The organism is Halomonas saccharevitans (assembly GCF_032333995.1).
Lineage (GTDB): Bacteria > Pseudomonadota > Gammaproteobacteria > Pseudomonadales > Halomonadaceae > Halomonas > Halomonas saccharevitans.
This window is the reverse complement of sequence record NZ_JAVXUR010000006.1, coordinates 60,989-75,189: the sequence shown is the minus strand read 5'-3', so window position 1 is coordinate 75,189 and position 14,201 is coordinate 60,989. Positions and strand designations below refer to the sequence as shown.

The following is a 14,201-nucleotide window of genomic DNA, read 5'->3' as shown; positions in this document are numbered from 1 at the left end:
CGAGCGCCGAACCCGTCGGTGGTGGCGCCGGCATGACCCGAGGGCGGGCCCATCGAGTAACATGGGGGTCGCCCCCGCCCTTCGCAAGGAGTCACCCTTGGCCACCGACCTGCTGCTCAACGCCCTGATATTTCTCGCCGCGGCGGTGCTGATCGTGCCGGTGTTCAAGCGCCTGGGGCTCGGTGAGGTGCTGGGCTACCTGGCCGCGGGGGTGGCCATCGGCCCCTCGGCCCTCGCCCTGGTGGCCGATGCCGAGGCCGTCCTGCAGTTCTCCCAGGTCGGCATCATCTTCCTGCTGTTCGTGATCGGCCTGGAGCTCAAGCCCTCGCGCCTCAAGCTGATGCACAAGGCGGTCTTCGGCTTCGGCAGCCTGCAGGTCGGCGTGACCAGCCTGCTGCTCACGGCCTGCGGCTGGGCGCTCGGCCTGTCGCCGGTGGCCGCGGCGGTGACGGGTTTCAGCCTGGGGCTCTGCTCCACGCCCCTGGTGCTGCAGCTGCTGGGCGAGCGCCACGAGCTGCAGAGCCGCCACGGCCGAAACGCCTTCGCCCTGCTGCTCTTCCAGGACCTGGCGGCGATCCCGGTGCTGGCCCTCATCCCCATGCTGGCCGCCGAGGACCTGCTGGCGGGGGGATTCATGCCGATGCTCCAGGAGGTGCTGGTGGCCATCGGTGCCTTCGCCGGCCTGATCGTCGGCGGCCGGCTGCTGCTGCGCCCGCTGTTCCGCTTCGCCGCCGGCACCCGCAGCCGCGAGGTGTTCGCCGGCACCGCCCTGCTGGTGGTGATCGGCGCCGCCCTGCTGATGGAGCTCGCCGGCCTCTCCATGGCGCTGGGCGCCTTCATCGCCGGAGTGCTGCTGGCCGACTCGGAGTACCGCCACGGCATCGAGGCGGACATCGAACCCTTTCGCGGCCTGCTGCTGGGCCTGTTCTTCATGGCCGTGGGCATGACCGCCCAGATCGGCCTGCTGGCCGAGCAACCCGGGATGATCCTCGGCCTCACCGGTGCCCTGCTGGTGGCCAAGGCCCTGAGCGTGGTGGTGGCGGCCAAGGCATTCGGCACCGGCTGGCGTGAGGCCCTCAACCTCGGCGTGCTGCTCTCCCAGGGCGGCGAGTTCGGCTTCGTGCTGCTCACCGCGGCCGGCGCCGCCGCCCTGTTGCCCTCCTCGCTGGTCAACCAGCTGGTGCTGGTGGTGTCGCTGTCGATGGCCGCCACACCGGTGATGTTCCTGGCCCATGCCAGGCTGGTGCGACCACTCTTCAAGGCCAGAAAGGCCCGCCCAGACTTCGACCCCCTGCCGGACGAGTCACCGCAGATCATCCTCGCCGGCTTCGGACGCTTCGGCCAGATCATGGGCCGCGCGCTGCAGGGGCTGAAGATCCCCTACACGGTGCTCGACATCAACGCCGACCAGGTGGCCTTCGTTCGTCGCTACGGCAACAAGGTCTATTTCGGCGATGCCTCCCGCATCGACCTCCTCGAGGCCGCCGGCGCCGACCAGGCCCGGGTGCTGGTGGTGGCCGTGGGAGACATCGAGGCCTCGATGCGCATCGTCGCAAGCGTACGCCAGCGCTTCCCCCACCTGCGTGTCTTCGCCCGAGCCCGCAACCGCTACCACGCCCACCTGCTGATGCGGACCGGCGTGAACGACCTGGTCCGCGAGCTGCTGCCGGCGAGCCTGGAGCTGACCCGCGACGTGCTGGTTGGCCTGGGCATTCCCCGCGACCAGGCCCAGCACACCATCGACACCTTCCGGCCCCATGACGAGCAGACACTGCGGCGCCAGCTGGAGGTGTTCGGCAACGAGAAGAAGCAGATTCAGACGGTCCAGGAGGCGGCCCGGGAGCTCGAGGCCCTCTACGAGGCCGACGAGGACGTCACCACCTCGCTGGAGGAGCCCCCCACCAGGCCGGCAGCCGGGCCTTGACCTCGCGCCGGGCAAAGCGGTCGTCCATCAGCACCACCGTGCCGCGGTCATCGGGCCCCCGGATCACCCTGCCCGCCGCCTGCACCACCTTGATCAGCCCGGGGATGTGATAGGCGTAGTCGTCGCCGCGCCCGAAGCGCGCGGCCAGGCGCGCCTTGAGTGCCTCATTGAAGGGGTCCGCCGGCGGCAGCCCCAGGGTGGCGATGAAGGCGCCGACCAGCCGGTCGCCGGGCAGGTCGATGCCCTCCGCGAAGGCGCCGCCCAGCACTGCGAAGCCGATGCCCCGCCCGCCCGGCGAGAACTCGGCCAGGAAGGCATCCCGCGCCTCCTCGCGCATGCCGCGGCGCTGGGCGCGCGTGGGGATCTCGGGATGCGCCTCGCGAAAGCGTGCCAGGGCCGCCTCGAGATACGCGAAGCTGCTGAAGAAGGCCAGGTAGTGGCCCGGCCGCCGGCGGAACTGGCCGGCCAGCTCGGCGACGATGGGCGCGAGCGAGGCCTCCCGGTCGCGCAGCCGGGTGGAGATGTCGGCGCGGATGCGCACCTCGAGCTGCTCGGCGGCGAAGGGCGAGGCCACCTCGCGCCAGACGGTGGCCTCGGGCAGGCCAAGCAGGTCGCGATGGTAGTGGGCCGGGCTCAGGGTCGCCGAGAAGAGCACGGCCGCGTGGGCGGCCGCGAAGCGAGGCGCCAGGAAGTCCGCCGGCACCAGGTTGCGCAGCCCCAGCACGGCCCGCCCGCGACCGTGGCGAGTCAGATCGCACAGCGAGTGATCGCCGAAACGCTCGGCCAGCCGGGTGAAGGCCAGCGCCTCGAAGAGCAGCTCCTGAAGCTCCAGGGAGGCCTGCTCCGGGTGCTCGCCGAGGTGCTCGGTGATGGCGCTGGCGATCCCCTGCAGGGCGGCGACCATGCCCTCCGGCAGCCCCTCCAGCACGCGGTAGGCGGGCCGCCCGGGCTCGCCGGCCTCGGCGAGGCCCGCCTCCTTGACCAGCGCCTGCCACTGGCGGGTCAGGCGACCCAGCGGCCGCTTGAGGGCCCCGGGCGCCTCGCGGCGCAGCCGAGCCAGGCGGCGCTGGTCGAGCTCGGCACTGTACATGCCCCGGGCCCGCTCCACCAGATTATGGGCCTCGTCGACCAGCAGCCCCGTGCGCCAGTCGTTGGCCCGGGAGAGGCCATGCAGCAGGGCGTTGGCATCGAACCAGTGATTGACGTCGCCGACGATCACGTCGCACCAGCGCGCCAGCTCCTGGCCGAGATAGTAGGGGCAGACGCCGTGTTCGCCAGCCACCGCACGCAGCGCCTCGCGATCCAGCCAGCCGCGCGCCACCCCGGCGCGCCGCGCCGCCGGCAGCCGGTCGTAGAAGCCCGCCGCCAGGGGACAGGCCTCGCCGTGGCAGGCCCGGCCGGGGTATTCGCAGGCCTTGTCCCGGGCGGTGAGCTCCAGCACCCGTAGCGGCCGGGGCTCGTTATCCGGATGTTGGGCATCAGAGCATTCGACGTCCGAGCGTTCGGCGTCAGCCGAGACCTCGGCGCCCAGCGCGGCCAGGGCATCCAGTGCCAGCCGGCGCCCGGGGGTCTTCATGGTCAGGAAGGCCACGCGGTCGAGCCCCCGGCGCGGCATCGCCTTGAGCAGCGGGAAGAGCGTGCCCAGGGTCTTGCCGATGCCGGTGGGCGCCTGGGCGAGCAGGCAACGCCCGGTGCTCGCGGCCTTGTAGGCGCTCTCTGCCAGGTCGCGCTGGCCGGGGCGAAAGTCCGGATGGGGAAAGGCGAGCGTGCCCAGTGCCGCGTCGCGGCGAACGCGGTGTTCTGCCTCCTGCTCGGCCCAGGCGAGAAAGCGCCGGCACTGGGTCGCGAAGAAGGCCTCGAGTTCCGCGGCGCTCGCCTTTCGGGTCAGCACGGTCTCGCGGCCGCTGGCGATGTCCAGGTAGACCAGCGCCAGAGTCAGCGAGGCGAGGCCGCGCTCGGCGCAGAGCAGCGCGCCATAGACCGAGACCTGGGCCCAATGCAGGGCGCGCTGATTGTCGGCCATGCGATCGAGCCGACCGCGATGGGTCTTGATCTCCTCCAGACGGTTGGCCGCGGGATCATAGCCGTCGGCCCGACCGCTCACCGTCAGCCCCTCGAGAGTGGCACAGAGCGGCAGCTCGGCCTCATAGCCCTCGCCGCGCCGCGCCGCCACCATGGCGTGACCGGCGATGCCCTCCCGGGCGCTGGGGGCCGGCGTGAAGCGGTGATCGAGATCGCCCTCCCGGGCGGTGAAGTCGCACAGCGCGCGCACCGCCACCCGCCGGGGCGCGGCCTCACCCATCCCCAAGCGCCTCAGGCGTCTGCTGCCAGGCGACATGGCAGACCACCGCGGGCATGCCCTGGGCCCGGAAGAAGGCGAGCCAGCGACGCTGGTTGTCCTGCAGCCGGTCGCCCGGGCCCTTTACCTCGATCAGCCGATAGCGCGGCTCGCCCGCCGGGGCCTCGGGGCGAAACTGGATCAGGTCCGGCAGGCCGGCCCGGTTGGCCTTGAGATCGCCGAGCAGGCGCTCGAAGCAGGCGCGCAGGTGGGCCGGCGGGAGGCAGGCCAGCGCCTGCTCGAGCAGCGCCTCGTCCAGCGCCCCCCAGTGCACGAAGGGCGAGGCCAGCCCCTGCTTCGCCCGCCAGGTGGCGAGTATCGCCTGGCGATGGGTGCCGTCGTCGAGCCGGGCAAGGCAGGCGTCGAAGCGCTCCCGACGGCGGCTGACGAAGTCCTCGCGATAGAGATCCGCCGGCCCGCGATGGAAGGGGTGGAAGAAGGCGCCGGGCAGCGGCGCGAAGAGCGCCTCCCAGCAGAGCAGGCCGAAGAGCCCGGTGAGCAGGGCATTCTCCACGTAGTGCACCGGGGCGGCTTCCGCATGGAGATGATCGCGCACCGCCGCCTCCACCGGGCCGGGCGGCAGGGTCAGCGACCAGCGCTCGTGATCAGGTTCGGGCCGTGGTGTGGGCGGGGCGAGACCGAGACGGCGGCAGAGCCGCGGCACCAGGCGCTCGAGCGCCTGGGCCTCCTCCTCGCTGGCCGGGGAGGCGGTGAGCGGCTCGGCCAGGACCAGCGCCGCGGCGTGCTCGCCGCGACGCTCCTGGAGGCGCAGGTGGCGGATGCGCGCCTCGGCGCTGCCGTCATGCGCTTTTTCCTTGAGCCCCGCCGAAGGCCCTGTCTTGGGCTCCGATGCCGGCCCGATCAACGTTTCTTTCTCCGCTCCTGTCTCCAGCCCTGTCTGCGGCCAGCCGGCCCGGCGGTAGAGCGCGAGGGCCGTTTCGCCCTGCCCTTCGCGCTCCGCCTGACGCCCCAGCGCCACGCAGAGCCGGCGATGCCGCGAGGCCAGCCAGGCGTTGTCCGCCATCGGCTCGGGCAGAGCCTCCATGAGGTCGACGACCGGCTCGCCGGCCGCCAGGCGCTCGCGCAGCCGGTGCAGCGCCAGGTAGGCGTCGAGTTCCTCGCGGCGGCCGAAGGCGCGGGAATCGGCGGTGATCGCCACCCGCTCGTGGTGCTGCAGGCCGAGCTCGGCGAGCACGAAGGCCGACCAGTCCTGGCGCAGGTTGCCGAAGAACATCAGCCGCAGCCGCTCGCAGGTCGCCATGACGGTAAGCCGCACGAGGCGATCCGGCGCCCCGTGCCACCAGTCGGCGAGCCGGCGGGGCGCGTCGAGCCGCGGCGCCAGCGCGTCATAAAGCGCGCCCTTGCCCGTGGCGGCGGGCAGCCCCGCGGCGGCGATCTCAGAGGCCAGGGCGCGACGCAGTTCGGGCAGGCGCAGCTGCTGGAAGAGCATCTCGAGATCGAGTGCCGGGTCGTCCTCGACGAGGCCCGTCTCGACCAGCGGGGCGAGGGCGGCGTCGGCATCGCCGATCTCGGGATAGTCGAGTCGCGCGGTGCGAAAGTGCTCGCCCTTGCGCATCACCATGCGCACCAGCAGCGCCTGGGAGGCCTCGGGCAGGGCCAGGATGCGCGCGACGACCGCGTGCTCGGCCGCGTCCAGCAGGTCGCCGTGACGCTCGACCACCCAGTCCAGCACGAAGCGGAAGTTCGCCAGGTAGTAGCGCGGGTCGTCCAGGGAGGCGGTGACCGGCGCGCCGGCAGGGATACTGTTCATGCATCCATGGTATCAGGGCCCATCGGGCGGCGTCAGCGCGCCACGCCCCGGGCTAACTCACGCACCACCTCGGCCGCCGGCACCGCTCGGCAACGGCTGGCGTTCTGCCCGGCCCACAGCGGCGAGGCGTCACCAAGCCCCCGCGCCTCGGCGGCGGCACGTAGCGGGGCGATGGCCGCGCCGGCCAGCGGGAAGGCCGGCGCCGCCTCGCTGATCGGCCCGAGATCACGCATCAGCCGGGTGACGATCCCGCGGGCCGGACGGCCGCTGTAGAGGTTGGTCAGCGCCGTGTGGCGCGCCGCCTCGCTCATCAGCGCCTCGCGATGGATGGCCGAGGCGCGGGATTCGGGGCAACAGAGGAAGGCGGTGCCGACCTGAATCGCATCGGCGCCCAGGGCCAGCGCCGCCGCCACGCCGCGGGCATCGGCGATGCCGCCGGCCGCGATCACCGGCACGCTCACCGCCTGCCTGACCTGGGGCAGCAGCGCCAGGTTGCCCATCTGGCGTGACAGGTCATTGCTCAAGAAGTGGCCACGATGGCCGCCGGCCTCGAGCCCCTGGACGATCACCGCATCGACGCCGTGGGCATCGAGCCAGCGCGCCTCCTCCACCGTGGTGGCCGTGGAGAGCACCGTCGCGCCCCAGGCCTTGACCCGCGCCAGCAGATCCAGCGCCGGCAGGCCGAAGTGGAAGCTCACCACTTCCGGTCGGAAGGGTTCGAGGACATCGCAGGTCGCATGGTCGAAGGGACGCCGTCCGGGGCTCTCAGGCACCGCCTCGAGGTCGAGGCCGAACTCGTCATACCAGGGCGACAGCGCCCGATGCCAGCGCGCCTGCCGCTCCCGATCGAGGGTCGGCGCCGCATGGCAGAAGAAATTGACGTTGATCGGTCCCGCGCTCGCCGCGCGGATGGCCTCGAGTTCCGCCGCCAGGCCCTCGGGGGAGAGCATCGCGCCGGGCAGCGCCCCGAGCCCGCCGGCCCGGGAGACCGCGATGGCCAGGGCGCTGTCCTGGGCGCCCGCCATCGGGGCCTGGAGGATCGGCCATCGCAGGCCGAGGGTGCTCGTCCATGACATGGGGGACTCCTGATCTAGACGGAATCGATCGCTCAGGCGCCGAGCGGGCCGTGGTTGATCGCGGTCAGGCCCTCGTTGACCTCGAGGATCTGCGCCTGGATGCCCTCGACGCCCATGTTGGCCAGCCGCGCGCTGTGCTTGTCGAGGTAGGCCTCGGCGCTCTCGGCATCGTCGAACAGGTAGACGCCGCCGGCCAGATGGCGCTCCGGCGACTCGGTCCAGACCTTCCAGCGCAGGCCGGGCTCGTCGTTGATGCCCTGGGCCAGCGGCGTCAGGGCCTCGACCATCGCCTCGCCGAAGGGGCCAGGGAAGGGGAAGTGGATCTGCAGGATCACGGCCATGACACGGACTCCAACCTCGGAAATGGGCTCCCAGCATAGCGTCTCGCCGGCCGTCTGCCAGCCATGGCGCCTCGGCGCTTCGCGGAGCGCAGCACCATCTGCTCGATGTCGAAGCGACCAAGGCAGCTCATGCCCAGAAGGACCACCCGCTCGTCGTGCTGCAGGTCGAGCACGAAGGCCGACCAGTCCTGGCGCAGGTTGCCGAAGAACATCAGCCGCAGCCGGTCGCAGGTCGCCATCACGGCGAGACGCACGATGCGATCCGGCGCCTCGGGCCACCCGTCGGCGAGCCGGCGGGGGATGCCTGCGCCGGGCGGAGCGTGTCAGGAGGCGTCTCCACGATCGCCGCCAGGGTGATCAGCGGCGTCGTACGTGCGGCCAACGCGGCGCCATGGCCACTTGCGGCCCAGTGTATCGGCGGCATAGGCGTCTCGCTCCCCCGGTGGGCGGAAGGCGCCAACGGTGGTATCGCGGTAGGTCTGTCGCTCCATTTCCGCGTTGAACTCTGCCCCCAGCAACACCACGAACGCCGACAGCCAGAACCACAGCATCAGCACCACCACCGCCCCCAGCGAGCCATAGATATCACTCGGCTTGATCACGCTGCCGAAATAGAACGACAGCCCGGCCGAGCCGATCAACCACAGCAGCGTTGCGACCACGGAGCCGACGCTGATCCACCGCCAGCGCGGCGACCGTCGACAGGGACCGAAGCGGTAGAAGACGGCGATGACCAGCATCATGATCAGCAGCAGCACCGGCCAGCGCAGCCAGGCGATGATCCTGACCAGCAGGGTATCGAGCGCCAGCATGCCGATGGCCAGGGGAAAGAAGGCGATGAAGGCGATGGTAATCAGCAGCACGAGGATCAACCCAAGCGTCAATGCCGCCACGAGCCCGCCGCGATGCAGCGCCCCCCGGCTGTCTTCCTCGCCGTACACCACGTTCAGCCCTATCACCATCCACAGCACGCCCTTGGAGGCGATGAACATGGCCACCACCACGCTGCCCAGAGCCGTCAGGCTGAGACCGGTGCTGGTGCTGTCGCCTATCCTGCGCGCCTGGTCGTTGATCAGGCTCGAGGCGTCGGGCGGCAGATAGCGGCTGAGTTGCACGATCTGTCCCGCCAAGTCCTGGGGATCCATCACGAGTGCCCAGATCGAGATGATCGCGGCGATCGTCGGGAAGAGCGCCAGCATGGCATTGAAGGCGACGCCGGCCGCCATCAGAGCCACGAGGTCCTGCATGACCTGCTGCTTGACGCGCCATACGATGTCCAGCCACCCGCTCACGGGAATCTGCTGGGGCTCGTCGGCGCAGCGACCACGTTTAAGCTTCGCTCTCACCATCTCAATGGCGCTGTGCAGGGGTCAGGGTCATACGCGAATCACGAATCTCGATATCGAAGCGTTTCAGGAAGCTCATGCCGAGCAGCGCCGCCTCGCTGCCAAGCCCCGCGCTGATCGAGCCGCGTACGTCTCGGGCCACGACGCCACCCAGGCTCACCTCATCGAGGGTCGCCAGGTCGCCGCGCACGCGACCGTTGGCGGTGTTGAACCAGGCGCTGCCGGTACGTTCGAGCCCCAGCCGCTCGGCAATCGCCTCCGGCACCGCCACATAGGTGGCGCCGGTGTCGAGCAGGAACTCCACCGGCTCACCGTTGATGCGCCCGGTGGCCACGAAGTGGCCGGCGCGGTTGCGCTCCAGCACCACCGGTTCGCCATCTCCCACCGAGACCTCGGCGAGATGAGCGTTGGGGTTGCGCTGGGCATCCAGATAGCCCTGGAACCACCAGGCGCCTCCCGCCAGGAAGAACACCCAGAACAGCAGCATCATGCCAAGCCCAGCCCGGCGTGTGGCTCGCTCATCGCTCATGCGCGTTCCTCCCGACGATGGCCCCGTGCGCCGTCATGCCACGGCGGCGGGCCGCTACCGTGTCATGCAGGCTCACCGATCATTCTAGCAGCCGTTGCGGGTCTCCCAGTCGCGGGCCGCCTGCTGACCGCGGGCCTGGTCGACGAACAGGCAGACCAGGATGGCGACGATGAACAGCGCCGCGCAGAGCAGGATCGAGGCCTTGAGCCCCACCAGCGACTGCAGCAGGCCCAGGCCGATGATGCCGATCACCCCGGCGAGCTTGTTGGCCAGCCCCCAGAACCCGAAGAACTCGGCGGCCTTGCGCTGCGGCGAGAAGAGCCCCACCAGGGCGCGGCTGGCCGACTGGCTGGAGCCCAGGGAGAGCCCCGCCAGGCAGCCCACCACCAGGAAGAGATGCTGCGCCTCCCAGGCGAGGCCGAGGCGGGCATTCAGGAAGGCGGTGAGCTCGGGCGTCGCCCAGATGGCGAGTATCGCCGCCACCCAGAGCAGCAGGGTGAAGAGGTAGGTGACGCGCGTGCCGATGCGATCCTGGATGAACCCGAAGCCGAGCGCCCCGACCGCGGCGGTGATCTGCACGATGATGAACATCAGATTGCGGATCGCCTCGTCCCAGCCGATCACCTGGGCGCCATAGATGAAGGCGAAGGCGATGACGATGTAGACGCCGGCCATGGAGAAGAGCAGCGAGACCAGGAAGATGCCGAGATCGCGGAAGCGCTTCAGCTCATGCAGCGTGGTCGCGACCCGCGCCACGGCGATCTCGCGATAGGACTTGCCCGGCGGCTGGGGGGTGCCGCGCTCCCTGACCCACAGGAAGGTGGGCACCGCGGCGACCAGAAAGAAGCCCGCGGCGAAGGGCCCCACCCAGCGGACGCGCTCGAAGTTCTCGACCGTGGCCTCGCCCAGCATGAACAGCGAGAAGCCCGCGGCGAGCAGCCCCCCGACGTAGCCCAGCGCCCAGCCGAAGCCGGAGATCTTGCCCAGATCCTCCGGCGGGCCGAGGTCGGGCAGGAAGGCGGCGATGAACGACTCGCCCATGGAGAAGGCATAGTTGGCGATCACGATCAGCACCACGCCCAGCAGCACCGCCCCCGGCACCACGAAGTAGAGCATCGCCGAGGCCGCCACGGTGGCCAGGTAGCTGGCGAACAGGAAGCGCTTCTTGGCCGCTTGATAGTCCATCACCGCCCCGCACAGCGGGCCGGTGAGCACCACCAGCAGGAAGCTCATGGCCAGCGCCAGGCTCCACAGGAAGTTGGCCAGCCGGAAGCCATCGCCGCGATCGCCGACGATCACCGTGGTGAAGAGCTCGCCGAACACCACGGTGATGATCAGCAGGGTGTAGGCCTGACCGGCGAAGTCGAACATCGCCCAGCCGAGGATTTCCTTGCGCGAGGCGCGCGGCGTCGCGGCCACGGCGGCGGGGGTAAGACTCATCGGCGCGTCCCGGTAGGAATCAGGCCGCCACGATAGCAGCCTCCCCTGCCCTAGACGAGGTCCCGGGGGATCGTCTCGTCCCAGGTCTTGGCGAAGATGCGGGTCTCGCCCTCCCAGGCGTCGAGAGTGGCACGGATGCGGAAGTTGTCGGCGTCACTGGTCAGCAAGGTGCGGGTCAGGGTGCTGACCTCCCAGTCGCCGCGCCGAAAGCTGCGCTGCCACTCGGTCCAGCCACTGACGCTGTCGTAGCTGCCGAAGGCGTAGGCGTAGCGCTCGGTGACCCGGGCGGCGATCTCCAGGTCGATGTCGTCGATCCGGTAGCGCCCCTCGTCGTGGACCACCTCCAAGGTGGTGCGGTCCTGGGCCAGGTCGCGGATCACCCGCCAGCTCTCCTGGCTGGGCTGGATCAGCGTCTTGGGAAGCGCCGGCGCGCCCTCGGGCTCGGCGAAGGCGGGCAGCGCCGCTTCCTCCGCGGGGCGCGGCTCGCGCCGGGGCAGCAGCAACCGACTGGCGCCGGGCCAGAGGGTGATCCGCACCGGCTGGGGCGATGGCCAGGCCAGCGGCCAGTAGCTGGTGGAGAGCGACAGGCGAATGGCGTGGCCCGCCGGGAACTGCTGGGCGATGTGCTTGAGCGGGATGGACACCCGATAGCGCTGGCCCGGCTCCAGCGGCTCGGGATGCTCATTGCTGTCGCGGTGGGTGAGGTTGAGCAGGCCGTAGGAGACGCGAGTGGCCTTGTCGTCCTCGCCGATATCGGAGAGGCGCAGCGCCACCATGGCCACCGGCTGGTCGGCGCTGAGCTCGAGCTCGACCAGCGGCGAGCCGCAGATCTCCAGCGCCGCCTCGAGGCGCGGCGTCTGGAAGACCAGGCAGCCACCATCCTCCTCGCGCTGGTCGTGGGGCAGGTCGGGAGGCGCATTGTAGGAGCACCACTTGCCCGCATAGAGCCCCACCGAGAGCGGCGAGCGGACGTCCAGGGTAGCCTGTGGCGGGTCGTCTCGCGATTCGTCCTCGGCCATCAGATCGTGGCCCGGAGTGAGCCGGTAGGCCTCGGGGGTGATGTTCGGCGACGGCCAGTCGGGCTCGGCGACCCAGCGTCCGGGGCGCTCGTCGTAGCGCGCCGACGGCGGCATCGACTCCTGCATCCAGACGCGCAGCATCGGCTCGTTCATGATCCCGGTATTCTCGCCCTTCAGCCACTGGTCCCACCAGCGCAGCGACTCCTGCAGGAAGCCGATGGCCGGCCCCGGCATGCCGAGGTGCGGATACTTGTGGGCCCAGGGACCGACCAGCCCCTTGCGCGGCACGTCGAGTCCCGCCAGCAGGCGGAAGACGGCGTTGCAGTAGCCATCGGCCCAGCCGCTGACGGCATAGACCGGGCACTGGATCGCCGTGTAGTCCTCGCACACCGAGCCGTGCTTCCAGTACTCATCGCGCCGCTGGTGCTCGAGCCACTGGGCGAGCCACATGCCGCTGCCGTCCAGGCGCTCGAGCCACATGTCGCGCCAGCGCTCGCCCACGAGCTCCGGGTCCGGCGGGCAGGCGTTGCCGTCGAACATGGTCGAGGCCCAGGAGAGGTTGTCGCCCAGCAGGCAGCCGCCCATGTGGTGGATGTCATCGGCGTAGCGGTCGTCGGTGAAGCAGATCGTGATCACCGCCTTGAGCTGGGGCGGGCGCAGAGCGGCGATCTGCAAGCCGTTGAAGCCGCCCCAGGAGATGCCGATCATGCCGACGTCGCCGGTGCACCAGGGCTGGGCCGCCAGCCATTCGAGGATCACCAGGCCGTCGTCCAGCTCGCTCGGCAGGTACTCATCGGTGAGCACGCCGTCGGACTCGCCGGTGCCGCGGATGTCGACCCGCACCCCGGCATAGCCGTGCCCCGCCCAGTAGGGGTGGCTCTGCACGTCACGTTCGGCGGTGAGGTCACGCTTGCGATAGGGCAGGTACTCCAGTATCGCCGGTACGGGATGGATCTCGGCGTCCACCGGCCGCCAGATCCTCGCCGCCAGGCGGCCGCCGTCGGGCAGCGGGATCCAGGTCTCCTCCTCCATGACACGACGCGGGAAGTCGTTGACGATGCGCATGATCCTGCTCTCCTTGTCCCGTGGGGGCCCTCTCTTGGGCCGGGCTCAGCCCTGGATCTGATCGAACTCGAAGGCCAGACGCGCCGCCAGCTGGCCGTAGCGCTCGAGCAACTGCTCCGCCGAATCGGCGCCCATCCAGACGAGGGCCAGGGCGAAGCTGTAGCTGTCCTGCTCGGGCAGCGAGGAGAGCCACTGCCCCTCCGCCACCTGGATATCGATCATCGCGCCGGGGAAGTCGGCCTCGAGGGCGGCGACCTCGTCTTCGGAGGGCACCCGGGTCACCACCGCATCGACGAAGAACACCCGATAGAAGAACTTGGCGGCGATGGCATAGTCGCCCTGGCGATGCGGCATGTCGGGCCGCTGTCCCAGCCCCAGGTCGAGGGTGACCTGCTGGTTGCTGATGCCGTCGACCTTCTCGAACAGGTCGCAGTGGGACTGAGAGATGCGCGTGTTGATCTCGAGCAGCCAGATGCGGTCCTGCACCTCGTCCCAGAAGTACTCGACGTTGAAGGCAGCATTGTCGTAGCCGATATGCGTCATCACCGTCTCGGTCAGCTCGCGCATCTTGGCCTGGATGGGCTCGGGCAGCCCCGAGGGATAGCGGTAGTGGAAGAAGCTCAGCACCTGGGGGTAGCGCAGCGAGTCGACGATCCCGTAGCTGACCACCTCACCCGCGAAGACGTACCCCTCCACCGTGCACTGCCAGCCGCCGATGATCTCCTCGGCCATGCAGAAGTGGCCGTCCACGGCGGCGATCTCGTCGGGCAGTCGTGCCTGCTCCAGCACCGTATTGAAGGGATCGGCGATCAGGCCGATGTCCTCGCGCAGCTTCTCGATGGCATGGTAGAAGTCCTCGGGGGTATCGATGCGAAAGCCCAGCCGCGAGCCCGATGACTTGATCGGCTTGACGAAGAAGGGGAAGTAGAGCCCCGCCTCGCCGATCCGGACCAGCGCCTCGTCGTCGAAGGGATCGAAGGCGGTGAAGCCCGGGATGAAGTCGGGGATGACCTCCTTCTGCGCCCGGCGGCTCCAGTACTTGTGCTCGCACTTGAGCAGGCTCGCGAGGGTTGTGGTGTGGGTGCCGAAGCGCTCGCAGAGGATCGGCAGCATGGTCGAGACGGGGAAGTCCATGTAGCCGACGATGGCATCGATGGTGCCCTCGAAGGCCTCGAGCTGGGCCGTCGCCTCGGCCAGCATGGCGGCGATGTCGAACTCCTCGGTGTCGTAGACCGCCTCGGGCGCGATGATGCCATGGAAGCGCCAGTGCTCGGCGCCGCGCAGCGTCTCGAGCCGCTGGCGATTGAAGTCGTTGAGCCCCACCACGAAGATGTTCTTTGCATCCGCCATGT

Annotated in this window: 11 protein-coding genes; 1 reads left to right on the top strand and 10 read right to left on the bottom strand. The window is 70.1% G+C overall.

Annotated features, from left to right (window positions below):
• Positions 1 to 97: 97 nt before the first annotated feature.
• Positions 98 to 1,924 (top strand): monovalent cation:proton antiporter-2 (CPA2) family protein, encoded by a 1,827-nt coding sequence (locus RSO68_RS14285; RefSeq protein WP_089851092.1) that lies wholly within the window; start codon positions 98 to 100, stop codon positions 1,922 to 1,924.
• On the opposite strand, the gene RSO68_RS14280 is transcribed toward RSO68_RS14285, so the two are convergent.
• The 10 genes from RSO68_RS14280 to RSO68_RS14235 form a co-directional block, all read right to left on the bottom strand.
• Positions 1,875 to 4,226: an ATP-dependent DNA helicase gene (locus tag RSO68_RS14280; RefSeq protein ID WP_315587068.1), complete on the bottom strand. Its 2,352-nt coding sequence runs from the start codon at positions 4,224 to 4,226 to the stop codon at positions 1,875 to 1,877. The two genes, RSO68_RS14285 and RSO68_RS14280, sit on opposite strands and share 50 nt — an antisense overlap.
• Positions 4,219 to 6,033, bottom strand: a complete 1,815-nt coding sequence (locus RSO68_RS14275) for a VRR-NUC domain-containing protein (protein WP_315587067.1) — start codon at positions 6,031 to 6,033, stop codon at positions 4,219 to 4,221. Before RSO68_RS14275 ends, RSO68_RS14280 begins: the two co-directional genes overlap by 8 nt.
• A 32-nt stretch (positions 6,034 to 6,065) precedes the next feature.
• On the bottom strand, positions 6,066 to 7,109 hold the full coding sequence (locus tag RSO68_RS14270) for an NAD(P)H-dependent flavin oxidoreductase (protein WP_315587066.1): 1,044 nt from the start codon (positions 7,107 to 7,109) through the stop codon (positions 6,066 to 6,068).
• A gap of 32 nt (positions 7,110 to 7,141) precedes the next feature.
• Positions 7,142 to 7,450: a monooxygenase gene (locus tag RSO68_RS14265; protein ID WP_315587065.1), complete on the bottom strand. Its 309-nt coding sequence runs from the start codon at positions 7,448 to 7,450 to the stop codon at positions 7,142 to 7,144.
• Positions 7,441 to 7,704, bottom strand: a complete 264-nt coding sequence (locus RSO68_RS14260) for a hypothetical protein (RefSeq protein ID WP_315587064.1) — start codon at positions 7,702 to 7,704, stop codon at positions 7,441 to 7,443. The genes RSO68_RS14265 and RSO68_RS14260 overlap by 10 nt, the downstream gene beginning before the upstream one ends.
• 69 nt (positions 7,705 to 7,773) lie before the next feature.
• The gene (locus tag RSO68_RS14255; RefSeq protein ID WP_315587063.1) at positions 7,774 to 8,799 is read right to left on the bottom strand and encodes a YihY/virulence factor BrkB family protein; all 1,026 of its coding nucleotides are present in this window, start codon (positions 8,797 to 8,799) and stop codon (positions 7,774 to 7,776) included.
• A 1-nt stretch (position 8,800) separates the two neighbouring features.
• Positions 8,801 to 9,325 (bottom strand): retropepsin-like aspartic protease family protein, encoded by a 525-nt coding sequence (locus RSO68_RS14250; protein WP_089851079.1) that lies wholly within the window; start codon positions 9,323 to 9,325, stop codon positions 8,801 to 8,803.
• A gap of 84 nt (positions 9,326 to 9,409) precedes the next feature.
• Complete coding sequence (locus RSO68_RS14245; protein WP_315587062.1) at positions 9,410 to 10,765, bottom strand: MFS transporter; 1,356 nt, start codon at positions 10,763 to 10,765, stop codon at positions 9,410 to 9,412.
• A 50-nt stretch (positions 10,766 to 10,815) separates the two neighbouring features.
• Positions 10,816 to 12,849, bottom strand: a complete 2,034-nt coding sequence (locus tag RSO68_RS14240) for a CocE/NonD family hydrolase (protein WP_315587061.1) — start codon at positions 12,847 to 12,849, stop codon at positions 10,816 to 10,818.
• 45 nt (positions 12,850 to 12,894) lie between these two features.
• Entirely contained in the window at positions 12,895 to 14,199 is a 1,305-nt protein-coding gene (locus RSO68_RS14235) for an ATP-grasp domain-containing protein (RefSeq protein ID WP_089851074.1), read from the bottom strand.
• Positions 14,200 to 14,201 lie beyond the last annotated feature (2 nt).

What these genes read in the sequence shown, in the direction of transcription:
- RSO68_RS14235 (WP_089851074.1), bottom strand. Translation starts at nt 14,199, where the DNA reads ATGGCGGATGCAAAGAACATCTTCGTGGTGGGGCTCAACGACTTCAAT.
- RSO68_RS14245 (WP_315587062.1), bottom strand. Translation starts at nt 10,765, where the DNA reads ATGAGTCTTACCCCCGCCGCCGTGGCCGCGACGCCGCGCGCCTCGCGC.
- RSO68_RS14280 (WP_315587068.1), bottom strand. Translation starts at nt 4,226, where the DNA reads ATGGGTGAGGCCGCGCCCCGGCGGGTGGCGGTGCGCGCGCTGTGCGAC.
- RSO68_RS14265 (WP_315587065.1), bottom strand. Translation starts at nt 7,450, where the DNA reads ATGGCCGTGATCCTGCAGATCCACTTCCCCTTCCCTGGCCCCTTCGGC.
- RSO68_RS14270 (WP_315587066.1), bottom strand. Translation starts at nt 7,109, where the DNA reads ATGTCATGGACGAGCACCCTCGGCCTGCGATGGCCGATCCTCCAGGCC.
- RSO68_RS14250 (WP_089851079.1), bottom strand. Translation starts at nt 9,325, where the DNA reads ATGAGCGATGAGCGAGCCACACGCCGGGCTGGGCTTGGCATGATGCTG.
- RSO68_RS14275 (WP_315587067.1), bottom strand. Translation starts at nt 6,033, where the DNA reads ATGAACAGTATCCCTGCCGGCGCGCCGGTCACCGCCTCCCTGGACGAC.
- RSO68_RS14240 (WP_315587061.1), bottom strand. Translation starts at nt 12,849, where the DNA reads ATGCGCATCGTCAACGACTTCCCGCGTCGTGTCATGGAGGAGGAGACC.
- RSO68_RS14255 (WP_315587063.1), bottom strand. Translation starts at nt 8,799, where the DNA reads ATGGTGAGAGCGAAGCTTAAACGTGGTCGCTGCGCCGACGAGCCCCAG.